The sequence below is a fragment of the Chryseobacterium sp. FR054 genome (assembly GCF_056844565.1).
The window spans coordinates 1,024,406-1,048,301 of sequence record NZ_JBXDSA010000001.1; the positions used below are offsets into that span (position 1 = coordinate 1,024,406).

21 protein-coding genes are annotated in these 23,896 nt (G+C 41.1%); 17 read left to right on the forward strand and 4 right to left on the reverse strand.

Going from position 1 to position 23,896, the window contains the following annotated elements; all coding sequences use genetic code 11:
• Nucleotides 1-4 precede the first annotated feature (4 nt).
• The 3 genes from AC106S_RS04890 to AC106S_RS04900 are packed head-to-tail and all read right to left on the reverse strand — an operon-like array spanning nt 5 to nt 1,858.
• Nucleotides 5-640, reverse strand: coding sequence for a hypothetical protein (locus AC106S_RS04890; RefSeq protein WP_002996027.1), 636 nt, complete (start codon nt 638-640; stop codon nt 5-7).
• 11 nt (nt 641-651) lie between these two features.
• A complete protein-coding gene (locus tag AC106S_RS04895; RefSeq protein WP_002996029.1) occupies nt 652-1,086 on the reverse strand; it encodes a DUF3408 domain-containing protein in 435 nt (144 codons plus the stop codon).
• 4 nt (nt 1,087-1,090) lie between these two features.
• On the reverse strand, nt 1,091-1,858 hold the full coding sequence (locus AC106S_RS04900; protein ID WP_024567747.1) for a ParA family protein: 768 nt from the start codon (nt 1,856-1,858) through the stop codon (nt 1,091-1,093).
• Nucleotides 1,859-2,579: 721 nt separating this feature from the next.
• On the opposite strand from AC106S_RS04900, the gene mobA reads away from it, so the two are divergent.
• Nucleotides 2,580-3,026 (forward strand): conjugal transfer protein MobA, encoded by a 447-nt coding sequence (gene mobA / locus AC106S_RS04905; protein WP_002996037.1) that lies wholly within the window; start codon nt 2,580-2,582, stop codon nt 3,024-3,026.
• On the forward strand, nt 3,023-4,309 hold the full coding sequence (gene mobB / locus AC106S_RS04910) for a conjugal transfer protein MobB (RefSeq protein ID WP_024567746.1): 1,287 nt from the start codon (nt 3,023-3,025) through the stop codon (nt 4,307-4,309). Before mobA ends, mobB begins: the two co-directional genes overlap by 4 nt.
• A gap of 18 nt (nt 4,310-4,327) precedes the next feature.
• Here mobB and AC106S_RS04915 read toward each other — a convergent pair whose 3' ends face one another.
• Nucleotides 4,328-4,885: a hypothetical protein gene (locus tag AC106S_RS04915; protein ID WP_024567745.1), complete on the reverse strand. Its 558-nt coding sequence runs from the start codon at nt 4,883-4,885 to the stop codon at nt 4,328-4,330.
• Between the two features lie 213 nt (nt 4,886-5,098).
• Between AC106S_RS04915 and mobC the strand changes: the two genes are divergently transcribed.
• The 15 genes from mobC to AC106S_RS04990 all read left to right on the forward strand — a co-directional run bounded on the left by mobC (nt 5,099) and on the right by AC106S_RS04990 (nt 23,849).
• On the forward strand, nt 5,099-7,099 hold the full coding sequence (gene mobC / locus AC106S_RS04920) for a conjugal transfer protein MobC (protein WP_024567744.1): 2,001 nt from the start codon (nt 5,099-5,101) through the stop codon (nt 7,097-7,099).
• Between the two features lie 159 nt (nt 7,100-7,258).
• The gene (locus AC106S_RS04925; RefSeq protein ID WP_024567743.1) at nt 7,259-7,459 is read left to right on the forward strand and encodes a hypothetical protein; all 201 of its coding nucleotides are present in this window, start codon (nt 7,259-7,261) and stop codon (nt 7,457-7,459) included.
• Between the two features lie 127 nt (nt 7,460-7,586).
• The gene (locus tag AC106S_RS04930; protein ID WP_482437987.1) at nt 7,587-7,787 is read left to right on the forward strand and encodes a hypothetical protein; all 201 of its coding nucleotides are present in this window, start codon (nt 7,587-7,589) and stop codon (nt 7,785-7,787) included.
• Between the two features lie 27 nt (nt 7,788-7,814).
• Complete coding sequence (locus tag AC106S_RS04935; protein ID WP_024567742.1) at nt 7,815-8,693, forward strand: helix-turn-helix domain-containing protein; 879 nt, start codon at nt 7,815-7,817, stop codon at nt 8,691-8,693.
• Between the two features lie 110 nt (nt 8,694-8,803).
• Nucleotides 8,804-9,211, forward strand: a complete 408-nt coding sequence (locus tag AC106S_RS04940) for a hypothetical protein (RefSeq protein ID WP_024567741.1) — start codon at nt 8,804-8,806, stop codon at nt 9,209-9,211.
• 86 nt (nt 9,212-9,297) lie between these two features.
• Entirely contained in the window at nt 9,298-9,561 is a 264-nt protein-coding gene (locus AC106S_RS04945; protein ID WP_024567740.1) for a hypothetical protein, read from the forward strand.
• 124 nt (nt 9,562-9,685) lie between these two features.
• Nucleotides 9,686-10,369, forward strand: a complete 684-nt coding sequence (locus AC106S_RS04950; RefSeq protein WP_024567739.1) for a HupE/UreJ family protein — start codon at nt 9,686-9,688, stop codon at nt 10,367-10,369.
• Between the two features lie 11 nt (nt 10,370-10,380).
• The gene (locus AC106S_RS04955) at nt 10,381-10,989 is read left to right on the forward strand and encodes a hypothetical protein (RefSeq protein WP_024567738.1); all 609 of its coding nucleotides are present in this window, start codon (nt 10,381-10,383) and stop codon (nt 10,987-10,989) included.
• A 21-nt stretch (nt 10,990-11,010) separates the two neighbouring features.
• A complete protein-coding gene (locus AC106S_RS04960; RefSeq protein ID WP_024567737.1) occupies nt 11,011-15,405 on the forward strand; it encodes a CusA/CzcA family heavy metal efflux RND transporter in 4,395 nt (1,464 codons plus the stop codon).
• 21 nt (nt 15,406-15,426) lie between these two features.
• Nucleotides 15,427-16,617 carry an efflux RND transporter periplasmic adaptor subunit gene (locus AC106S_RS04965; protein WP_024567736.1) on the forward strand — a complete coding sequence of 397 codons (1,191 nt, stop codon included), beginning with the start codon at nt 15,427-15,429 and terminating at the stop codon, nt 16,615-16,617.
• Between the two features lie 354 nt (nt 16,618-16,971).
• The gene (locus tag AC106S_RS04970) at nt 16,972-18,696 is read left to right on the forward strand and encodes a heavy metal translocating P-type ATPase (RefSeq protein WP_228417746.1); all 1,725 of its coding nucleotides are present in this window, start codon (nt 16,972-16,974) and stop codon (nt 18,694-18,696) included.
• Between the two features lie 34 nt (nt 18,697-18,730).
• A complete protein-coding gene (locus AC106S_RS04975) occupies nt 18,731-19,153 on the forward strand; it encodes a hypothetical protein (protein WP_024567734.1) in 423 nt (140 codons plus the stop codon).
• Nucleotides 19,154-19,293: 140 nt separating this feature from the next.
• Nucleotides 19,294-19,617 carry a DUF6122 family protein gene (locus AC106S_RS04980; RefSeq protein ID WP_024567733.1) on the forward strand — a complete coding sequence of 108 codons (324 nt, stop codon included), beginning with the start codon at nt 19,294-19,296 and terminating at the stop codon, nt 19,615-19,617.
• Nucleotides 19,618-20,115: 498 nt separating this feature from the next.
• Entirely contained in the window at nt 20,116-22,518 is a 2,403-nt protein-coding gene (locus tag AC106S_RS04985; RefSeq protein ID WP_024567731.1) for a TonB-dependent receptor, read from the forward strand.
• A gap of 83 nt (nt 22,519-22,601) precedes the next feature.
• Nucleotides 22,602-23,849, forward strand: coding sequence for an MFS transporter (locus AC106S_RS04990; RefSeq protein WP_024567730.1), 1,248 nt, complete (start codon nt 22,602-22,604; stop codon nt 23,847-23,849).
• Nucleotides 23,850-23,896 lie beyond the last annotated feature (47 nt).

Below are 23,896 nucleotides of genomic sequence, written 5' to 3' on the forward strand. Positions count from 1 at the left end.
AAGTCTATAAGAACTCCCCAATGTCAAAATTCCCCAAATCATTTTTCCGCAAGGTGGAAGAACCGGGTTCTGTTTCAGTTGAAAGGCTACTATCCAAAAGCTCGGCTATCTTTCGGGAAGCATCCGCCACAGAATTTTCCAATAGGCTGAATAGTTCGGTTCCCTGTAATTTCTGAACTATGGCTACCGCTGTTTCCTTTTGGGCTGTTTCCAATTTTTCTTTTTGGAGCAATACCCCCACGGAGCTTAGTTCTTCGAAGGTAACCCCTTGGGCAAAACCGTCATCGCCATTGGGTATTCCGTACCTGTTCCAGTCTTCTTCCTCATCTTCCAAATCAGGTATATTGCTGAAAACTTCGTCCAGTTCTTCCTGCGGAATTTGAATGCTGACGTTTTCGTTTTCGTCATATTCAATGTCTAAATTATCAAGGTTTATCTCCACTTCCTCTATTTGGCTTTCATTGGCAGTGTTTGGCACTGAATGGCTTAATTTCGGTTTAGGCTGCCCCATAATATCGGGAAGGTGCGGATTGATTTTTCCCTTTGTCGGCTTTTGCTCCGACCTTTTCTTAATGACAATCTTGTCCTGCAAAAGCAAGGCAATGACTATCAGCAGGCATATTACAATTACAATCTCCATAGCTCCAATTATTAAATGGGTTTATACTTATCGTTATAGCTCTTGGTAATCTGTTCGCCAAATTCCTGAAAGTGATAATCCAACAGGTTATCCAAATAAGCGTAAATACTAATCTTGTCTTCACCAATTACTTGTATAATACGTGTCAGCTTTTCGTGAAACTCTGGTCGGATATAGACCGTTTTCCCATCACGGGCATTGGTTTCCGACTTTTTGAAAAAGATACTTTCGTAATCGGCTTCGGTTGCCTTTTTGGTCCTGCTCTTCTCTTTAACCGCAGGCTTTTCCCTTGTCGGTTCTTCCCGCACACTTACTTTCTGCTCCGGTTCATCGGCGGTTTCTGGCGGAAGCTGTAAGCCCTCTTTTTTTACACCATCTACCATCAGGTTCATCATCAGCTCCTCGTTAATATCGGGCGTTACTTTTTTCTTATTGTCTTTCTCCATAGGACTATAATTGAATGATTTTTAAAAATTCGCTCATAAACTCGTCCAACTGGCAGGCTTTCATCAGCCGCTCATCGGGCGGCATCAGGGTTGAGCGAAATATGGTTTTGCTGTTTACTTCGCTTTCCTTGCGGAAGCGTGTGCTGTTTTTGATTTGGCTTTGCATCAGGCTTAACCCTAACTGTTCGATAAGCTGATTATATATACCGTATAGCGGGGTACTTTCCCTTCCATCCACTTGGTTCCAAAACAGGTTAATGGTTTTTATATCGGTTTCTCCTTTCTTCATAATCACGTCCTGCAAAAGCTGTGTGAAAATGAGCGTACTTTCCATTACCACACGGTCTGCCGTAATGGGCGTAAAAATGTGGTGCATTCCTGCCAGTGCTTTCAGGATGCCGGGTGTGTTCACCGTTCCGGGCAGGTCAAAGAATACCACATCAAGTGGCACTGAAGAGCTGCTTACAAATTCGTGGGCTTCTTCCAGTACGCTGTTTGCCTTGTGCTGTATTATTGGATAGGCTTTTTTGTTGATAGTGGTAAATTGTTTGTACGCCAGCTTTTTCAAAGCCTCGTTTTCCATTATCATTTTCAAATCACGGTCTTTCATTTTCATCAGGCTGTGCTGTGGAAAATCCGCATCGAATACGGCAACATTGTAGCCTAACCGGTAGTGCATTGTACTTGCAACAAGCGTAGTAAAGGTGCTTTTACCTACACCGCCTTTTTGGGATGAAAAGGCGATAAATACTGGTTTTTGTTTTTCGTTCATATTACAACTGTTTTTACTTATTTATATACTCAATTACTTATGTCCGTATCTCCGCAGGCTTCTACCTATATCATCCTGTACATAGGCATATAGGTATGTAATTACTTAGGCAGGTATGCGCTCCATTAGCGATGTACCTGAATACTTCTTTAGGATTGTATGCAGATATGCAGGTTTGCATCTGCATATCTGCCGATATGCGTACCTGCATTTTTACTTGCTCAACTATCTGTTCAGGTATGTCGGCAGGTATTTTTCTATCTCCGTACAATTGCACTTAGCTACTTTTTTAATCAGGTACTTATGTTGTTACCTGCATACTTATCTGCGCCCTTATCTCTGTTTCTATGTACAAAGAAATGCAGATAGATAGGTGCTTATTTCATTGTGGCAGTGTTTGGCGTTCAAAGGCAGTATTTGTCCGGGTATCGCATTGCAATACTCTTAATAAGAGGTAGTTACTTTGTAGAATGATTTTTATTAACGGATTTATGCAAGCATATTTTGACAAATCGGAAAAAATGGGGAACGGCATCGAGCCGTTTTTCCCTGTTACATTCAATCCGTCCCGCAGGGCGGATTTTTGTGTTCAACAGAACACGGCAAGTTGTGTTCTCAGCATCTCAAAAGTATTTTCCGATGCAGAACAACTTGCCCTTGCAGGGGGCTGGAAAACACCTTCCGAAGTCAGGGTTTTGTATAGGTTAAAAATGGATTTATTATGAACGAGAACAACAAAAGACAAGTGAGAAAACCCATTGGTCGTCCACTTAAAACAGACCCAGCGATATTCAGGTATTCGCTTTCTCTTAACGAAGAGGAAAACGCCAAGTTTCTTGCCCTGTTTGACCAGTCGAATATGGATGTAAAGGCACACTTTATCAAATCCCGCATCTTTGACAAGACGATAAAGACCATTCAGATTGACAAAGGAACGGTTGATTTTTATATGCGGCTGACCTCTTTTCACAGCCAGTTCCGCAACGTTGGCGTGAATTACAACCAGATTATTAAGCTGCTTTACAAGAATTTTTCACAGAAAAAAGCATCGGCTTACCTCTTTAAGCTGGAAAAACAGACGGCTGAAATGGCGATGTTATGTAGAAAAATCATTGAACTGACCGAAGAATTTGAAGCAAAATACCTCAAAAACCATTCTAAAAAGTGATAGCAAAAATCGGTAGGAGCGGAAATTTATATGGTGCATTGGCATACAATAACCTGAAAATTGAAAAAGAAAACGGACAAATTCTGTTTGCCAATAAGATGATTGAAACCGCAAGCGGTCAATATACGGTTGCGCAATTAGCCCAATCTTTCGCTCCTTATCTGATAGCCAACCGCAATACCGAGAAACATACGCTGCATATTTCGCTCAATCCCGACCCGAAAGACATCGTAAATGATGATAAATTTCGGGAAATGGCACAGCAGTATATGCGGGAAATGGGTTACGGCGAGCAGCCTTTTATTGTATTCAAGCATACTGATATTGACCGCAGCCACATTCACATCGTATCGGTATGTGTGGACGAGCAGGGCAAAAAGATTTCGGACAAATTTGAGAAAATGCGGTCGATGAATGTATGCCGGGAACTGGAAAAACAATATCATTTAATACCGGCTACGGACAAAGAACGTAACCAGACTGATAAGGTTTTCCGTCCGGTAGATTATCGGGCGGGCGATGTAAAAAGCCAAATAGCTTCGGTCGTTCGCCACCTGCCGAACTACTACCAATACCAAACTTTGGGCGAATACAATGCCCTGCTTTCCCTGTTCAATATTACCACCGAGAAAATAGAGGGCGAATTACAAGGAAAAATGCAGCAGGGCTTATTATATATTCCGTTGAATGAAAAAGGCGAAAGAGCCGGGCATCCGTTCAAGGCTTCCTTGTTTGGCAAGAGCGCAGGGCTTCCGGCTTTGGAATTGCATTTTGCGAAATGCAAAACGGCATTGAAAGACAATCCTACCAAGCAGACCCTAAAATCTGCCGTTACCATAGCCCTGAAAACCACAAGCGATGAACAGGCATTTAAAAAGCAGTTAGGAGAACAGGGCATTAACATAGTAGTGCGCCGGAATGATACAGGACGTATTTACGGTATCACTTTTATTGACCACAATTCCAAAACGGTTTGGAACGGTTCACGTTTAGCAACAGAGCTTTCTGCCAATACCTTTAATGATTACTGGAATAACAACATTAAGCCGGAGATAAAAGAGCCTGATAAGCTAATACCGAAAATAGCAAGGACAAATGATGCAGATCTTCCTGCGGAAGAACCCCACCATTTGTTTGATTTTGTTACTACCGATAAAAATGAAGACGGGTTGGTTGAAGCGTTGGGCGGTTTGCTCATTCCCGAAGCACAGGGCGAGGATTACGAGGAACAGGATTTTGCCAATAGAATGAAAAAGAAAAGGAAGCGCAAACGAGGTCAGTAACAGGTTTTTCTTTGCCTATTATGTAGAAACTTTCAGCCCCAACGCATAGCTCCAATGCAAAATCTTAGGTGCAGTAGGTGTTTTGAATTGATAAATACCGTAGATGTATAATGCGGAAAGTACAAACGCTCCCCAGCTTAGCCCGATACACCATATACTATCTCGTTCTGTCACGCTGAACATACCAGCTACTATTGATTTTATAATGAATGCAGGAACAATGCAGCATAATAAAACACAGATAGCCCACGGTAATATCCATAGCCTCTGGTTCTTTCTCCGTAATCCTATAATAGTTCCTTTCAAAAAATAAACGATGCAGAAGATGAGGTAGGCAAATAATAGGGAGAATGCCCAAATCTTAAAGTTATCAGTTTCTTTGCCCCACAATTTTTGCGACAGCAAAAACCCGGCGTAAAAGAACACGCCGAAAATAGCCGCTATTTTTAAGCCGAAAAGAAAAAACTTTATTATCCCAGACATTAATCCGGTGGCAGCTTGGCTTTCACCTCTTTTCCGAATTTCATATTCTTCTTCAGTTTCTCCGGGATAAGCATCAGGATTATTCCAATTCATAGCATTCCTCTTTTAAATCTTGCTTGTTCCAACAGACGAGAATAGCAAAATGGTTTTCACGAGTATAAATTTAAAAAAAATCATTGGATTACCTGAACGGTATTGAAGGCTTTATAGCCTCTTAATGCCAAACACTGCCATTCACTGCCACATTCTTATAGCCACACAACACAGCTTCTAAATTCACGCCCGAACATTTAAAATTTTACAAAAATGCAGGGAGAAGACGATTTAAGAGGACTTGCCAAGATAATGGCTTTTATGCGGGCAGTAAGCATCATCATAGTGCTGATGCACCTTTATTGGTTCTGCTACGGTTTCTTTATAGAGCGTGGCTGGACATTGGAGTTAATCAATAAAATATTAGGCAACTTTCAGCGAACGGCAGGGCTGTTTTCGCATACCTTATATACCAAAGTCTTCGCTTTGGTTTTGTTGGCTTTGAGCTGTTTGGGAACAAAGGGCGTTAAAGATGAGAAGATAACCTGGTCTAAAATCTATGTGGCTTTAGCAATCGGTATTATCCTGTTCTTTCTGAATTTCCCTTTACTAAAGCTACCGTTATTAATCGCTACATTTCTGTATATCTTAACCACAGGTTTAGGGTATATCGCCTTAATGGTCGCTGGCGTTTGGATGAGCCGTTTGCTTCGCAACAACCTGATGGACGATGTTTTCAACAACGAGAACGAGAGCTTTCAGCAGGAAACCAAGTTGATGGAAAACGAATACTCTGTCAATCTTCCCACGAAGTTTTATTACAAAGGAAAATGGAACAACGGCTGGATTAACATCGTCAATCCATTCAGGGCATCAATTGTGTTAGGCACTCCGGGTTCGGGTAAATCGTATGCGATTGTAAATAACTACATCAAGCAGCAGATAGAGAAAGGTTTCAGTATGTACATATACGATTTCAAGTTTGACGACCTTTCTACCATTGCCTACAATCATTTACTGAAGCACAGGGACAAGTACAAAGTACAGCCAAAATTTTACGTGATAAATTTTGACGACCCACGCAAGAGCCATCGTTGCAATCCACTCAATCCCGATTTTATGACCGACATATCCGATGCTTACGAAGCGGCTTATACCATAATGCTAAACCTCAACCGAAGCTGGATACAGAAGCAGGGCGATTTCTTCGTAGAAAGCCCAATTATCTTATTGGCTGCCATTATTTGGTATCTGAAAATCTACGAGAATGGTAAGTATTGTACGTTCCCACACGCCATTGAATTGCTGAATAAAAAGTATTCGGACGTGTTCACGATTTTAACCTCTTACCCCGATTTGGAAAATTATTTGTCGCCCTTTATGGATGCGTGGCAAGGCGGCGCACAAGACCAGTTACAGGGACAAATTGCATCGGCAAAAATTCCTTTATCAAGAATGATTTCGCCGAGCCTTTATTGGGTGATGACAGGCGATGATTTCACGCTCGACATCAACAATCCGAAAGAGCCGAAAATTTTATGTGTAGGCAATAACCCCGACCGTCAAAATATCTACTCCGCAGCATTGGGCTTATACAATTCAAGAATTGTAAAGCTCATCAACAAAAAAGGACAGCTTAAAAGTTCGGTTATCATAGACGAATTGCCCACCATTTATTTTCGGGGACTGGACAATCTTATCGCAACGGCGAGAAGTAATAAGGTAGCGGTTTGCTTGGGCTTTCAGGATTTTTCGCAATTGACGAGGGATTACGGCGATAAAGAAAGCAAGGTAATACAGAATACCGTAGGCAATATTTTTAGTGGTCAGGTGGTTGGAGAAACGGCAAAGAGCCTATCAGAACGCTTTGGTAAAGTGTTGCAGAAACGCCAAAGTATGACGATTAACCGCAACGATAAATCTACCTCTATCTCCACACAGTTAGACAGCCTTATTCCCGCTTCCAAAATCTCAACTTTAACGCAAGGGATGTTTGTCGGTTCTGTATCAGATAACTTTGATGAACGTATCGAGCAAAAGATTTTTCACGCCGAAATTGTGGTAGATAATGAAAAGGTAGCAGCAGAAAGCAAAGCCTATCAAAAGATACCGCAAATCTTATCTTTTGTAAATGAGCAGGGCGAGGATAAAATGAAGCAGGAAATTGAAAGCAATTACAAACAGATAAAATCTGATATACTGAATATTGTAGTCAGCGAAATGGAGCGTATCAAGAACGACCCGAACTTACAGCATTTGGTGCAGGAACAATAGCCGAATAGTGAAAGTTCTTTAAATGTTTTGGCAACAATCGCAAGAAATGCAAACTACTTCCCTCGTTTTGTAAAGTGTATGCAATGTAAACATTCAATCTTTGCCTTAGTAAATTATTAGAAGTGCGGGGACAGCACTATAATCACTGTCGAAAATAATATGAAAGGTAAAATTGTAATGTTAAGTGCGGCTTCTGTTCTTACACTTGGAGCGGCATTGCACGTAGGACACCAACCACCTGCTGACGGTATTTGCCCTTTGGGAAAAATCATTCACGGCAAACAATCGAGAGTTGCCGAAAGCAACAAAAAGGCGATTGAGTTTAATGCCGCAACTGAAAAACTTGTTGTTAAAAAATGATGAACGCAGTTACAGCAAAGAGTAACAATATAAGGTTGCTCTTTGCTTTTTTTAATTTAATCAGCTTACATATAAAATTATGTTTCACTTACATTTAGCAGGTCTTTTGACCTTTGAATTATTGACGTTGATTGCAGCCGTTTTTTTGAGGATTTACATAGACAGGCATTCGCTTGGAAAATGGTATCGCCATTTCAGTAAAGTCGTTCTTGTGATGCTTCACCTCATCCTTGTTGCAACCATTGTTCACGGCATTATTCATCATTTTCATTCAGGGCATCATACACCGCCACACCACAACGGAATGGAGCAGCACTCAAACCATTAGCCTGTATTTTGATTACCTTTGTAAGCGATGTTTGATATTTCAACGGAACATAAAAAGAAAATCAATGCAGTTATCAACTTCATTCAGCAAAACCCGCAAGAGGAGCTTTCGTTAGCACAACTTGCGGGCATCGCTAATTATTCGCCTTTTCATTTCCAAAAAATATTTAAGCAGGTAACTGGCGAAAGCCCGAAACAGTTTATCATAAAGGTAAGAATGATAAATGTTGCCCATTATTTGCTCACACATACGCACAAATCCATTACCGAAATTGCACTGGATAACGGTTTTGCTTCATCTTCTACATTTGCAAGGAGCTTTAGGAATTTCTTTGGTATTTCGGCAGAGGAATTGCGGAACATTCCGTCAAAAGACCACACGACTATTACAAAGTACCTGAAGCATATAAAAATCAATGGGAACTTTTTCGTAAATGATAATAACGGCAGGGAAAAGGATTTGAGCATTGAAATAAAAAAAGCCCAATCGCTTAAAGTCATTTTTGTAAATGCACCTTTAACAGACATCGGAGAAATTCATAAGAGTTTCAAAAGAGTTATTCAGTTTGCAGAGGCAAGGGATTTACTGACTGTGAACACGCAATTTGTCGGCATTGTCAATCCACACGCAGGCATATATCAGGCAGGAATAACGTTACAGGCACATCAGGAGATACCCAAAGGCATTGATATACTAAACATTGACGGCGGAAAGTTTGCCGTATGTGGCATTACAGGCGATACAAAACAAATATTCCATACTTTTCACAGCTTATACGAATGGCTGCATCAAAGCCCTTACAGGATTAAACAACCTTTTGCATTTGAGATTTTACCGCAAAGCCCGCTGACAAATCCTTACGAAAATATGGAGAGAGCAATCCATATTCCTGTTGAGCCTGTGTAAAAGGCTTTTTAAATTTAAGCATCTGCCATTGTAATATTTTATTGGGGGCTAAATTCATTTTTTTGCACCGAATTATTACCAAATGAACTTATTTGTATATCTTTGCCATAATGTTGCGTAAATATATTGCCATATTGTTTTTAATTGCTGCCCAATTAGTTATTTTGGGGCACGGCATTGTATCGCACCACCACCACGCAGATATTGCCAATGACGGGCATCAGAATGGCAACAATCATCATAACAATAGTAAAGAAACACCTTTAGAGCTTGCCTTTTCGGGTTTTATACACGCTGGCGAACACGTATCTTTTACTAATTCAAGCGAAACCAGAATTGTTATTTCAAAGGATGATGTAAAATCAATCAAGGCTTTACCGATTGATTTCATTCCGCCTGTTGAATATATAGTTGTCTATCAGAAACACACGTTTCCACCTGATGGACACTTTATTTATTTACCACCGCTCCTCGGAGCATACACCCTTCGGGGACCTCCCTCTTTCATCGTTGCTTAACTTTCATTCTCTGAAAGTTAAAATTTGAGTTACGCCCAATCCTACGGGCGAATTATTTCTTTTTTAATATCAAATTTATTTTAACGATGAAAAAATCATTCATTATAGCGGCATTTGCTGCACTTGCGTTTACAGCTTGCAATAACAGCGAAAAATCTTCTTCGGATAATTCAAATTCAGAACAGGAACTAACAGCTCCGGCAGTCAATCAGGACAGCATTGACAAGGCTCACGGTCATTCCCACGACCCTGCGGGTAATCATACACCTGCTGACAGCACAGATAAATCTGCTGCGCAGCCTAAAGTTAATCAGGACAGCATAGACAAAGCTCACGGACACAAGCATTAATCCTTTTGGGGATTACGCTTAATCCGTGTGCATAATTGATTTCACAAACTGTACATCGTGAGATGTGTGTATTCACCTATGCACATCCTCGATGCTATGCTTTCAATTAACAAAAAATCCGGAAATGAAGTATATCAAAATTTTTCTATCAATAGCCCTACTGATATTGGTTTCAGGGGCGGCGTATGCTCACGGAGTAGATGAGGATACCCAGACATTTTTAAGCGGCAATTCGGGAGTAGCTTTCGTTCCTTTTCTGTATATCGGGGCAAAGCATATGCTCACCGGGTATGACCACCTGCTCTTTCTTGTAGGCGTTATCTTTTTTCTGTATCGCCCAAAAGAAGTACTGCTTTATGTGAGTTTTTTTACCATTGGTCACAGTATTACCCTATTGCTGGGTGTATTGGCAGATATGGCAATCAATGCCTATCTGATTGATGCCATTATTGCATTGTCTATCGTGTATAAAGGCTTCGATAATTTAGGAGGCTTTCAAAGGTTTTTAGGACGTCAGCCCAATACCAAAGCGGCAGTCTTAATCTTTGGACTTTTTCACGGGTTTGGTTTAGCCAGTAAGTTACAGGAATTGAGCTTTGACCGAACCGGCTTATTGACCAACCTGCTTGGCTTCAATATCGGTGTAGAGATAGGTCAGTTCATAGCCTTAGCCCTTGTATTGTTTATCATCACTAATTGGAGAAGGTCACCGAGTTTTCTAAAATTCTCAACAGTTACAAATATGTTGCTGATGGCAGCAGGCTTTTTATTATTCGGCTATCAGTTAGTCGGTTATTTTAACTCTTAACAAATATCAAAATGGCAGAAATAGCACATCAAATCTTAGATAAGAAATCCATTGTAAAGCAGGTCATTATTGCTTTGGTTATTGGAGCGGTACTCTTGGTAAGTGCCGTACTCCCGGCTGAATACGGGATAGACCCTTTGGGTATTGGCAAGGCAACAGGCTTTAGCAAGCTGTATGTTGGTGATGCAGGTACGGAAGCGTTGGCTTCGGGACCGCACAAGATACTAAAACTGGAAAATGTTGGCTCTCCGGCAGATGTTGCCAAACCAGCGGCGGCAGATAACCCGCCACCAGCCACTCAACTGGCAGAACGTACAGACGAGGTAAGCGTGGTTATTCCGGCAGGCGAAGGATTGGAATACAAAGTAAATATGTTGAAATACGGTCAGATGAAATATGAATGGATTACCGATAAAGGTGAGCTATACTTTGACTTTCACGGCGAAGTAAAGAACAACAGCAACTACTTTGAAAGCTATACGATTGCCTATTCCAATAATATGGTCGGCTCTTTAGTCGCTCCGTTTGAAGGTCCGCAGGGCTGGTATTTCAAAAACAATTCCAATGAGAACATTACTGTTAAAATCAAAATGAAAGGACAGTATCTTCTTAAACAATAAATATTCTAATAACATTATGATATGTTAAATAACATCATTCATTTTTCAATCAAGAATAAGTTGGTAATAGGATTATTTACCCTGGCATTAATTTGCTGGGGTTCCTATTCGCTTACCAAACTTCCTATTGATGCCACACCTGACATCACGGATAATCAGGTGATGGTCATTACTGTATCGCCTACACTGGCGGCGCAGGAAGTGGAACAGCTCGTAACCTTTCCCGTGGAGCAGACAATGGTCAGCATTCCGGGTATAAAGGATATGCGTTCCTTTTCCCGTTTTGGGCTTTCTATTGTTACCATTGTATTTGAAGAAAAGGTAGACATCTATTGGGGCAGGCAACAGGTACAGGAAAGGCTGACTATTGCAGCTAAAAATATCCCCGAAGGGGTGGGTACGCCTGAAATGGCTCCTGTAACCACCGGTTTGGGCGAAATCTACCAATACGTTATCCATCCCAAAAAAGGCTATGAAGATAAGTACGATGCCACAGAGTTAAGAACCATTCAGGACTGGATTATTAAACGGCAGCTATTAGGTACGCCCGGCGTGGCGGAAGTAAGTGGCTTCGGAGGGTTTGTAAAGCAATACGAAATCGCCATTGAACCTGACAGGCTTGCCAGCCAGAACATTAATATCTCCGATATTTTCACAGCACTGGAAAAAAACAACCAAAATACGGGAGGTGCATATATTGATAAAGGTCCGAATGCTTTCTTTATCCGAAGCGAAGGCTTGGTAAAGAACATTGAGGAAATCAAAAAAATTGTTATAAAAACCGAGGGAGGCGTACCCGTTTTGTTAAGAGATGTAGCCGAAGTTCGTTTTGGCAACGGTCCAAGATACGGAGCAGCCACACGTAACGGTGAGGGCGAAACCGTTACAGGTATCGTTATGATGTTGAAAGGAGCTAACTCATCGGAGGTTATTACCAATGTAAAAGAAAAGATTGCGGAAATTCAGAAAGGTTTACCCGAAGGTGTAGAAATAGAGCCTTTCCTCGACCGTAAAAAATTGGTGGACGGAGCTATTTCAACCGTTTCAACCAACCTTATTGAAGGGGCATTAATTGTAATTTTTGTATTGATACTTTTCTTAGGAAACCTGCGAGGCGGATTGGTAGTGGCTTCTGTAATTCCACTGGCAATGTTGTTTGCAATAGCAATGATGCGGGTTTTTGGAGTTTCAGGAAACCTGATGAGCTTGGGGGCAATTGACTTCGGGATAATCGTTGACGGAACGGTCATTATAGTTGAGGCGGTGTTGCATAGGATTACAGGTAGCAAGGAACGGTACGGTGGCGTGGCTAAACTGACACAAGACCAAATGGACGAAGAAGTTTATCAGTCGTCCCGTAAGATACGTTCCGCAGCAGCATTTGGCGAGATTATTATCTTAATCGTGTACCTGCCTTTATTAGCATTGGTAGGCGTTGAGGGTAAAATGTTTGGACCAATGGCACAAACAGTTTCTTTTGCCATTTTAGGCGCATTCCTGTTATCGTTCACTTACGTTCCGATGATGTCTGCATTGGTGTTGAGTAAAAAGACAACGCACAAAGAAAACTTTTCGGACAGGATGATGAAAGCCATACAGAAAGTTTATACACCTATCATTAATGGTGCGATGAAGCGAAAACTTTTGGTAGTATCGGTTGCAGTGGTATTGTTCATCATCACACTTATCACATTCAACAGAATGGGCGGTGAATTTATCCCGCAGTTGGACGAGGGTGATTTTGCAGTGGAAACAAGGGTTCCCGTGGGAAGCTCCATCACCCAAATGATAGACGTTTCCCAAAAAGCACAAACCATTTTATTGAAGAACTATCCCGAAGTAGAACAGGTAGTAAACAAAATAGGTTCGGGTGAAATTCCGACAGACCCAATGCCTATTGAAGCGGGAGATATGGTTGTTAAGCTAAAGCCTAAAAAAGAATGGACAAGTGCAGGCGACAGAGAAGAACTGATTGAAAAAATGCAACAATCTCTATCTGTAATCCCCAATGCAACATTCAGTTTCCAGCAACCCATACAGATGCGTTTTAACGAATTGCTTACCGGTGCTAAGCAGGATGTGGTTTTAAAAATATACGGTGAAGATTTAGATGTGCTTTCTGACCTTGCTTCAGATGTAGGTCGGAAAATAAGAAATGTTGAGGGTGTAGAAGATTTGTATGTGGAAGAAATTACGGGTTTACCACAAATCAGCATACAGTTTGACCGAGATAAGATAGCCCAATACGGAATGAACGTTGAGGACGTGAACAGTGCCATCGAAACAGGCTTTGCCGGTAAAGCAGCAGGTTTGGTGTACGAGGGAGAAAGACGTTTTGATTTGGTAGTACGATTGGATAATGCTTCAAGAGCAGACATTACAGATGTTCAAAATCTATTTGTAAGTACGCCCACAGGTCAGCAAATCCCTTTAAGCGAGGTGGCGAATATTGCTTACAAACCCGGTCCGGTACAAATACAGCGAGATAATGCGAAAAGACGGATTACACTTGGTTTCAACGTAAGAAACCGAGATGTAAAAAGCATCGTAAACGATATTCAGGATATTGTGAATGCTAAGGTTAAGATGCCATCAGGCTATTATATCACCTATGGCGGGCAATTTAAAAATCTCGAAGAAGCCAACGCAAGGCTGGCAGTAGCTTTGCCTGTCGCACTATTGCTCATCCTATTGCTTTTATACTTTACATTCCGTTCGGTAAAGCAGGGCTTATTAATATTCACAGCTATTCCATTGTCTGCAATAGGCGGTGTATTTGCTCTACTTATCAGGGATATGCCTTTCAGTATTTCTGCAGGTGTAGGTTTTATTGCGTTGTTTGGGGTTGCGGTTCTGAACGGGATTGTATTGATAGCGGAATTTAACCGATTGGCAAAAGACGGTGTAGAAGATATTTACGAAAGGGTGCGTATTGGCACTCGGGTAAGGTTAAGACCTGTATTGATGACAGCCGCCGTAGCCTCTTTAGGCTTTTTACCAATGGCTTTGTCCAGCTCATCAGGTGCAGAAGTACAACGCCCGTTGGCTACGGTAGTTATTGGAGGGCTGATAACGGCAACCGCTTTAACCCTTGTAGTGCTGCCGGTACTGTATATCTACTTCACTAAATCATCTTTCAAAATGCGTAAAAACAAAGCCTTACCTACCGCCATATTGCTATTGGGATTTTTCTGTTTCCCATCTGTAATGCAGGCGCAAGTACCATCCAATTCGGGAACGAGAGTGCTGACCTTGCAGCAATCTATTGACGAGGCGTTAAAAAACAACAACAGCATCAAGATAGCGGAGTATAACATCAATGTCCAGCAGGCTTTAAAAAAAGGAAGCGTTACTATTCCTAAGACAGAAATTTCCTATACGCAGGGCGTAGTGAGTAATCCTACCATTAATGATAATTTAATCAGTGTTACACAGCGTTTTGATTTTCCAACGGTTTACGGCAACCAGTCAAAGCTGGCGCAGGAAAGAATACAAAGCAGCGAAAAATACAAAGCTGTGACCGAAAACGACCTTGTAGAAGACGTGAAGCTGGCTTACCTGCAATACCAGTACATTTTGGAAAAAAGGAAGCTGTTGTTAGAGCAGGACACCATTTTTAGTAAGCTAAGCAAAGCAAGCGACGTGAGATACCGGACAGGAGAAAGTACAAGCCTTGAAAATGCTACTTCATCTGTACAGTACCGGCAAATTCAAAATGAGCTGGAAAAGAACGAAGCCGATATAAAAATTGCCAAGCAGCTTTTACAGACATTGCTCAACACAACCGATGATATCAGTATAGCAGATACCGCATTAGTTCCAAGAGATATATTATTGCCTATGGATAACGCATCTACTGCCAATAATCCCATCATTCAATATCTGCAACAGGAAATCAATGTAAGCCAAAGAGAAATCTCTTTGGAGAGAAGCAAGATGCTACCGGATATTATTTTAGGTTATAACGGTCAAACCTACAAAGGCTTGCAAACAATAAACGGTATAGACAGAACCTATACCGGAAAAGACCGGTTTAATTTTTTCCAGATTGGTGTTGCTATTCCTCTTTTCCCCGGAGGTTATAAATCCAAAATCAATGCGGCTAAAATCAACGAGCAGATTGCACAAAAACAGGTGGAACTGACAACGATGAACCTGAACGGACAATTAAAAGAGCTGGCGCAGGAGTATGTGAAATATCAGAAGTCAATAAACTATTATCAGACACAGGCATTGCCGCAGGCAGACCTGATTATCAACAACTCGGATAAAGGTTTTAGAAGCGGTGATATTTCCTATACACAATATTTGCAAAACCTTACGCTATCCAATAACATCCATTCGGAGTATATAGACAACCTGTATAATTTCAACAGGGTCGTTATTTCCATAGAAGCAATTTCAGGTAAAAATTAATCATTCAAAAAAATTAAAATAATGAATAGGTCATTTAAAAAATATATACCGCTCCTACTGCTATCAGCAATAGTGGTAGTATCCTGTAAGGATAAAAAAGAGCAAGCTGCCGGGGAGCAGACTACCGCAGAAAGCAAGGCGGACACAGCTTCTTCGGTCAGACAAATTACGTTTACTCCTGACCAGTATAAGCTATCAGAGATACAAACAGGTGCTATCGAATTAAGAAACCTAAGTAATATCATCAAGCTGACGGGAGCTATCGAAGCTGACCCTAACAGTATAGCCACAGTGTCAGCACCATTGGGAGGTTATATAAAAACAGCAGGGCTGCTACCGGGGCAAGCTGTAAAAAAAGGACAGCAATTAGCCACCATTGAAAACCCGGAATTTATTACCATTCAGCAGGAATATCTGGAAAGTATCGGCAGGTTGGAATATTTATCGCAGGAATACAAAAGGCAGCAGGAATTGAGAAACGAGGATGTGAATGCAGCAAAGACTTTTCAACAGGTAAGTTCAGATTATAATGTAATGAAAGCCCGTATTGCCGGATTAGAACAGCAAATGGCACTCATTGGCATCAGCAGCGCAAGTTTAAAAAGCAGCAATAAAATTTCCAGAACTGCGGGCATTTATGCACCCATTTCAGGTTATATCAAAAGCAGCAATACCAACATTGGTAAATATGCTGCCCCTACCGATGTGCTGTTTGAGATAACAGGTACAGATGCCCTGCATCTTGCCTTAAATGCCTTTGAAAAAGACTTGGGAAAAATTCAGGTTGGGCAAACGGTTAAGTTTTCATTATCTAATGAGAATGATTACCGCCACACAGCAAAAGTGTACTTGGTAGGTCAGGCAGCCGATGACAAAAAAATGATACCTGTGCTTTGCCGCTTTACCAAAGATGCAAAACTTTTACCGGGAATGTATGTAAAGGCGTGGGTAGAAACAGGAACGGAACAAAAGAGTGCAGTACCGAATGATGCCATTGTTCAGTTGGACGGTTTGGATTACATCATTATTCAAACAGCGGATAGTAAAGACGGCTATACCTTCCAGTTGGTACAAGTTGCCAAAGGTATGGAACAGGAAGGCTATACGGCTATCGAATTGCCTCAAAGTGTTAATCAGCAATCATTAAAGGTAGTTACTAAAAATGCTTATACCATTCTTTCGGCAATTAAAAACGCTGAAGAGGAAGAATAAGACAATGCTATCTACTGTATGAAATCAAGAACAAATAGAAGTCGGAAAACAAGAAAGAGGAAAAAATTTGTACCTCCTCCGAAAAGAAAAGGAGGTACAAATAACAGACCCCTATCTAAAAAGATGAAGTATGGTTTGATTGCCCTTGGGGTAGTATTGTTTATAGCATTGCTCATATTATCGGTAGTTATTTCAAACTTGGGTATATCCAAAGGGCATACCCATTAATATCATAACAATATGAACTATTTACAAACCTTTTTTTCCCGGCAATTTTTTTGGGAAATCATACGCATTATTACAGTGGGTATTGCCAGCCTGTTGTTTTATTTAGAAATTATACCACTTCCCGTCTTGCTGGCAGCTACGGCTTTTGGTTTATACGCATTGCTAAAAACTGCCATTCTCGAATTAATCAGGGAACGGAAAATAGGTACGGAGTTATTTATTTCCATTGCCGTAATCGTATCGGTCGTTGGTAAAGAATATTTAGCGGGTTCTGTGGTGCTGATGATTATCCTGATTGCCGAATACATTGCCAGTGCAAGCGGTGAAAGAGCAAGAGCATCTATAAAGGAACTCATCGGTTCTGTGCCACAGACAGCCATATTGAAAAAGGACGGTAACGAGCAGCCCGTATCTATTGCATCACTGACGGTGGGTGATATTGTGGTGGTAAAGGCTGGCGAAAAAATACCCGTTGACGGTAAGATAGTGGCGGGTTCGGGGTCTGTAAACCAAGCCCCCATAACAGGAGAAAGCGTACCCGTAGAAAAAAATTCCGGTACAGAAGTATTTGCAGGTACAATACTGGAGTTAGGGGCTTTGGACGTAGAAATGACCAAAGCGGGAAAAGATACGGTGTTTTCACGCATTATCGCTTTGGTAGAAGAAGCAGAAAGCAGTAAAGCCCCTATTGAAAAATTAACGGATAAGGTAGCGGCGTGGCTGATACCCGTTGTTTTCGTTTTTGTATTGGGTGTTTACCTACTAACTAAAGATGTAAAGCTCGTGATAGCCCTGCTTATTTTCACTTCGCCTGCCGAATTAGGCTTAGCTACGCCTTTAGTAACCATTTCTGCCATAGCAAGAGCCGCAAGAGAAGGAATACTTGTAAAAGGCGGTAAGTTTTTGGAAGAATTGGCGAAGATAAAAACCATTGTTTTTGACAAAACAGGCACATTGACCATAGGTAAGCCTACCGTAAACAGAGTTGAAATACTCGATGACAGCTTTACTGAAAAAGAATTGGTGCAATTAGCGGCATCAGCGGAAAACCGTTCCAGCCACCCCCTTGCCAATGCTATACTGATGTATGCGGACAATATGGGTGCTTCGTTATCAGAGCCTACGGATTTTGAGGTATTCAAAGGGAAAGGTATCAGTGCTACCATCAACAATAAAAAAGTGCTGATAGGTAACAAAACGCTGATGGACGACCATACTATTTCCGTAACCGTCAATAGCGAAAACCTCACCGATACGGCTATCTATATGGCGGTGGATGGCAATGCGGCATCTGTGTTTTATGTGTCAGATGCGATACGTCCGGGAGCAAAGGAAATGATTGAGGAATTGAAAAGAAGCGGTGTAGAAAACATCATTATGCTCACAGGCGACAATCCACAGACGGCAGCACACGTATCAGGACAATTAGGTATTACATCATTCAGGGCAGATATGCTGCCTGAAGACAAAATCAAGGCGATACAGGAACTACAATCCAAAGGCGAAAAAGTAGCAATGGTTGGTGACGGCATTAACGATGCACCTGCTTTGGTACAGGCGAATGTAGGTATTTCTATGGGCATAGTGGGTACACAAGCTGCAATGGAAGCGGCTGATATTGTATTGGTGGAAGATAAGCTGGAAAAAATAGCCCGTTCCAAAGCCATCAGTAAAAAAGCATTCAGGACAATTAAGGAAAATATCATCGGCGGTGTGGGTGTGGTACACGTTGTAGGTATCACATTGGTGTTAACGGGAGTTTTAGGACCGGTGCAGGCAGCCATCATCCACCTGTTACCTGATACGCTGGTGTTTCTTAATTCAATCAAATTACTTAGGGTAAAAATTTAATTCTTAATTATTCACTTTTTAAAAATCAAAAAAAATGAGAAAAATCAAATCAATCGGAATGGCTTTAGTGGTTGCTATTGCAACTTTAGCAATTAGCCCTGCAATGGCTCAAAGCGGACACGGTGCAGCTCCACACGGGGGTAAAATGGTAGATATTGACAACTACCATATCGAAATGGTAAAAGCCAACAATGCGCTTACTTTTTATGTGCTGGATGCCAATGCTAAAACGTTAACCAAAACGGCTACCGGCTCGGTAGAATTTGCTTTTGAAAATGGCAGTAAATCAACAGCTAATCTTATCGCAGGTAAAAATGGAGCATTGACAGTGGCATTGCCTAAAAATGGCATCCATACGAATTGCACCGTTACGATTACCTATGAGGGCAAAAAGTTGGTTGGAAAATTTAAAAATGAGGTTTCTGCTGCTGACAAAGCACACGGACATCAACACTAATTTTTCATCTAAAATTGGCGGTGAAATAATAAGGCTTTGTGGAATAAGACTTCCGCAAGGCTTTATTTCCATAACAAATCAACATAAACTATTAATAGGCTTCATACCCGACTAAAAAACGACCAAAGAAAAATAACTAAATGTCCTTATTCGTACTGCAAAATATTATCCACTACGCTTTGCACCTTCTCTTTCCGGGATTGGTTGCCTTCGTGTTTTTCAGAAAGGAATGGAAGATGGTCTGGATAATTTTGTTAGCAACAATGCTTGTTGATATAGACCACCTGTTTGCAGAACCGATATTCGACCCGAACAGATGCAGCGTTGGCTTTCACTACCTGCATTCGTATTATGCAATAGCAGTGTATTTCTTGCTCTTGCTGTTCGGCAACAAAATAGTCAGGATTGTTGCGCTGGGCTTATTGTTACATATGGCAACCGATTTTCAGGATTGTCTTTGGTAGATACCCGTTGAGTTTACAGGAAAATCCAAAACATTTTTAACCATATCGTAGCTAAAATTGAAAGATAAAAGAAACATAAAATTTGCAGGACTTTTTCTGTTGATGTTATACCTGTTCGGCAACAGCCCTGCACTTATGTTTCACCACCACGATGAAATTATTGCATTTGAAAAAGCAACCAAATGTGAAAAAACTGTTTACTATTCAGATGGCAGCAATAGTTTCTGCGAACATAAAGCCCACCTTAGCAAAGTATTAAAGAAGTGTTTTCTTTGTGACAATCATTGTGTATCTGTTCATCTTTTTACCGCTATACAGTTTGTTTGCATTAATGTTGAACATCGTTCGGAATATACATTATATAAGGCAAATTTTTACGAAGCCACACTTCCTGAAACCCAAAACAGAGGTCCGCCAATAATTTGATTTTTTATAGAGGTAAGCAGCCGGAGCGTCTGTTTATCCAGCTCAAATTATAAGAATTAAAAAATCAGATTTATGAATTTAAAAAGCGTATTGCTATTGGTTGCCTTTGTTTCAGCAACCTTAAACATATTTGCACAAAACAGAATTTCCGGTACAGTAAAAGACCAGGAAAATAATAAAAATTTAGCCGGGGTATCAGTCTATATTGCTGATTTAAAAGCCGGAACCACAACGGATGTAAACGGTAATTATGAAATCAAAAACCTGAAACGGGGAACATATCTTTTAGAGATAAGTTTTACAGGTTATGAACCAATAATCGAGAAAATAACGATAGCACAAGATACGGTTATGGACTTTGTATTAAGTCCTGCCATTACGGAGCTGAACGAGTTAATCATCACAGGTGTAACCCGCTCGACAGAACTAAGATTAAGCCCTGTTATTGTCAAAGCGGTTGACGGCAACACCTTAAAACAAAACAGTGCTACCAACCTGATTGACGGTTTGAGAAACATACCGGGCGTAAACCAGATAACAACGGGTACGGGAATTTCAAAACCTACCATAAGAGGATTGGGATACAACAGGGTGATTACATTGAATAACGGTATTCGTCAAGAAGGGCAGCAATGGGGAGATGAACACGGTATTGAAATAGATGAGAATGCGGTGGACAGAGTGGAAGTAGTGAAAGGTCCCGGCAGCCTGATGTACGGCTCGGACGGTATTGCCGGAGTGCTTAACTTTCTTGCTCCTAAAGCCTTGCCAATAGGTGAGATAAAAACGCAGGTTTCTACGAATTACCAAAGCAATAATAACCTGATAGGCTACTCCCTTTCCAATGCAGGCAATAAGGATGGTTTACAATGGTTGGGCAGGTTTAGTAATAAATTTGCGGGCAACTATCAAAATGCCTACGATGGGAAAGTCTTCAATTCGGGTTTTAAGGAACTTAACGGCAGCTTGTTCTTGGGAATAAACAAAAGGTGGGGACACTCGCACCTCACCGTCAGCTCTTATAACAACACGCTTAATCTTGTAGAGGGCGAAAGGGACGAGTTAGGAAGATTTATCTATGAAAATGCCAATGGCGATGAAGTAGTTGCAAGCGGAAATGATTATAAAGGGTATAAGGTCGGTTTTCCACATCAGACCATCAACCATTTGGGCGTTTCTTCCAACAATTATTTCATATTGAATAAAGGTACAATTAATGCCGATTTCGGTTTTCAGAACAATAAACGAAGAGAGTATGAAAACCCCGCCGCTCCCAATGAACCGGCATTGTTCTTTGATTTGAACACACTTAATTATAATGTGCGGTATAATTTTGAAAAATCAAGAGGCTGGGAAACTTCGGTTGGTATCGGTGGTATGTGGCAATCCAACACCAACAGAGGGGAAGAATTTTTGATACCTGCCTATAATCTGTTTGATGCCGGAGCATTTCTTTTTACACAGAAAACTTTTGGCAAACTCACTTTAGCCGGAGGACTTAGATTTGACAACAGGTCTATGAACTCAAAAGAACTCTATCTTAATGAAGACGAAGAGCCTGTGCAAAGTACAGACCCCGATGCGGAATTAAAGTTCAGTGCCTTTAATAAAAACTACAATGGCGTTTCCGGTAGCTTAGGATTGTCTTATCAAGTCGATAAAAATTCTACGTTAAAATTCAATGTATCGAGAGGTTTCAGAGCGCCGAACAGTACGGAACTGTCAGCGAACGGAAGACACGAGGGAACGTTTCGTTATCTGTTCGGAACACCTGATTTAAAATCAGAAATCAGTCACCAGATAGATGTTGCCTATTTTCTGAACTCCAAACACATTACGTTGGAGCTTACGCCATTTGTAAACTTCATTCAAAATTATATCTATCTCGAAAAACTTGTTGCGGAAGACGGAACGGAAATTATTCCCGACCCTGTTGATGGTGCGCCAGCCTTTCAATATACAGCGGGCAACGCTACCTTAGTTGGTGGCGAAATTTATTTGGACATACACCCGCAACCGATAGAATGGCTGCATTTGGAAAACTCATTTTCGTATGTACAGGCTACCCAAAGCAGCCAACCCGAAAGCTCGAAATACTTGCCGTTTATCCCAGCCCCGAGATACAGGGGCGAAATCAAAGCCGAATTAAGGAATGTAAATAGAACGTTTTCCAACGCTTACATCAAATTTGGGATTAACCACTTCTTTCAGCAGGATAAGTTTTTCAGTGCTTACGGAACAGAAACAGCAACACCCGCATACACTTTATTGAGTGCAGGTATCGGAACAAATATTAAGGCGTTCAACCGGAGCGACTTTATGTCTTTGTTCATTAGTGGAGAAAATCTTGCTGATGTGGCTTATCAAAGTCATTTAAGCAGACTGAAATATGCTCCTGAAAATCCGGCAACGGGAAGAATGGGCGTTTTCAATATGGGACGTAATATCAGTGTGAAACTGATAATGAATTTTTAAGAAACCATAACGAAGCGGATAGAAAAAAGCACCGTCTGACGGCGGTGCTTATCCGCTTAATAAGAATAATTTAAAAATGTAAAATGGAATTACAATTATTAAAAAAAGCGTTTACAGAACCATTTAAAACATTACGGAACTCGACTTTCGCAAGGCTTTATTTTGCCCAAATCGCAAGTTTGTTCGGGGATGCCTTTACGTGGTTAGGATTGGCATTGCTTACCTATGAAATCAGCCCCGATAATGCGGCAGCTATATTGGCATCGGCTCTCACTTTGCGGGTAACGGCGTATATCATTTTTTCGCCCTTTGCAGGCGTAGTGTCTGAAAAATTAAAGCGAAAAAACATATTGCTGATAACGCAACTGGCAAGAATGGCAATTGTGTGTATGCTGCCGTTTGTAAATGCCGAGTGGCAGGTGTATGGGTTGATATTTGCATTGAACGTATTCGCTGCATTCTTCACGCCAACATACAGGGCTATTATCCCACAGATAGTAGACAAAGAAATATACAGGGAAGCCAACGGCTTATCAATGGCAACTTTTCAGTTGTTAAGCGTATTTGGTCCTGCATTGGCGGGGATATTTGCGGTATGGTTAGGAGCCAAGCAGATTTTCTTTGTCAATGGAGCAACATTATTCATTGCCATACTACTGATATTGACTATACCGGTGGCAGCACTGCAAAAAGGAGTGAATACCGATAGTACACCGCCCGGCAATACGTGGAGCGAAGTAATAAAAGGTATTCGCTTATTGTTTGGAAACAAGATTTTAAGGTTCTCTTTAAGTATTGAATTTATATCTGCTATTGCCGGAGCTATGGTATTGGTAAATACCGTTGGTTTGGTAAAAACATCTTTAGCTTTAGATGATAAGCATTACGGCTGGATAATGGCAATTTTCGGAGTAGGCGCAGCTATCACGGCTTTTCTGTTAGGCAGCCTTGATAAAACCAAAACACGGAGCATATCGCTGATAAGCGGGGCTGTCCTGATAGGTTTAGCTATCAGCTTTGCCAATTTTGTTCCGTACAACGGCTTGCTGTTCTTATGGGTTTTGGCAGGTATAGGTCAAACGCTTGCCGATATGCCGTCAGAAACATTAATAGGCGAAAACATTGCATCAGAAAATCAAGGTAAGGTGTACGGTTCTCACTTTGCGTTTTCTCATTTGTGGTGGGCAATAGCATACCCGATAGCAGGTTTTTTAGGCACACGGTTTCCCGAAAAAGAGTTCTTGTATGGAGGTATGCTTACGTTGGCTTTGGCGGTAATTGCTGTTTTAACCTTTAAATCATCGAAAGGAAATCGTAAAAAGGCACTTTGACCGATTAGCTAACCCTATGTAATGACATCAACTAATTCAATGTAGGT

What these genes read in the sequence shown, in the direction of transcription:
- AC106S_RS04890 (WP_002996027.1), bottom strand. Translation starts at nt 640, where the DNA reads ATGGAGATTGTAATTGTAATATGCCTGCTGATAGTCATTGCCTTGCTT.
- AC106S_RS04895 (WP_002996029.1), bottom strand. Translation starts at nt 1,086, where the DNA reads ATGGAGAAAGACAATAAGAAAAAAGTAACGCCCGATATTAACGAGGAG.
- AC106S_RS04900 (WP_024567747.1), bottom strand. Translation starts at nt 1,858, where the DNA reads ATGAACGAAAAACAAAAACCAGTATTTATCGCCTTTTCATCCCAAAAA.
- mobA (WP_002996037.1), top strand. Translation starts at nt 2,580, where the DNA reads ATGAACGAGAACAACAAAAGACAAGTGAGAAAACCCATTGGTCGTCCA.
- AC106S_RS04915 (WP_024567745.1), bottom strand. Translation starts at nt 4,885, where the DNA reads ATGAATTGGAATAATCCTGATGCTTATCCCGGAGAAACTGAAGAAGAA.
- mobC (WP_024567744.1), top strand. Translation starts at nt 5,099, where the DNA reads ATGCAGGGAGAAGACGATTTAAGAGGACTTGCCAAGATAATGGCTTTT.
- AC106S_RS04925 (WP_024567743.1), top strand. Translation starts at nt 7,259, where the DNA reads ATGAAAGGTAAAATTGTAATGTTAAGTGCGGCTTCTGTTCTTACACTT.
- AC106S_RS04935 (WP_024567742.1), top strand. Translation starts at nt 7,815, where the DNA reads ATGTTTGATATTTCAACGGAACATAAAAAGAAAATCAATGCAGTTATC.
- AC106S_RS04940 (WP_024567741.1), top strand. Translation starts at nt 8,804, where the DNA reads ATGTTGCGTAAATATATTGCCATATTGTTTTTAATTGCTGCCCAATTA.
- AC106S_RS04945 (WP_024567740.1), top strand. Translation starts at nt 9,298, where the DNA reads ATGAAAAAATCATTCATTATAGCGGCATTTGCTGCACTTGCGTTTACA.
- AC106S_RS04950 (WP_024567739.1), top strand. Translation starts at nt 9,686, where the DNA reads ATGAAGTATATCAAAATTTTTCTATCAATAGCCCTACTGATATTGGTT.
- AC106S_RS04955 (WP_024567738.1), top strand. Translation starts at nt 10,381, where the DNA reads ATGGCAGAAATAGCACATCAAATCTTAGATAAGAAATCCATTGTAAAG.
- AC106S_RS04960 (WP_024567737.1), top strand. Translation starts at nt 11,011, where the DNA reads ATGTTAAATAACATCATTCATTTTTCAATCAAGAATAAGTTGGTAATA.
- AC106S_RS04965 (WP_024567736.1), top strand. Translation starts at nt 15,427, where the DNA reads ATGAATAGGTCATTTAAAAAATATATACCGCTCCTACTGCTATCAGCA.
- AC106S_RS04975 (WP_024567734.1), top strand. Translation starts at nt 18,731, where the DNA reads ATGAGAAAAATCAAATCAATCGGAATGGCTTTAGTGGTTGCTATTGCA.
- AC106S_RS04980 (WP_024567733.1), top strand. Translation starts at nt 19,294, where the DNA reads ATGTCCTTATTCGTACTGCAAAATATTATCCACTACGCTTTGCACCTT.
- AC106S_RS04985 (WP_024567731.1), top strand. Translation starts at nt 20,116, where the DNA reads ATGAATTTAAAAAGCGTATTGCTATTGGTTGCCTTTGTTTCAGCAACC.
- AC106S_RS04990 (WP_024567730.1), top strand. Translation starts at nt 22,602, where the DNA reads ATGGAATTACAATTATTAAAAAAAGCGTTTACAGAACCATTTAAAACA.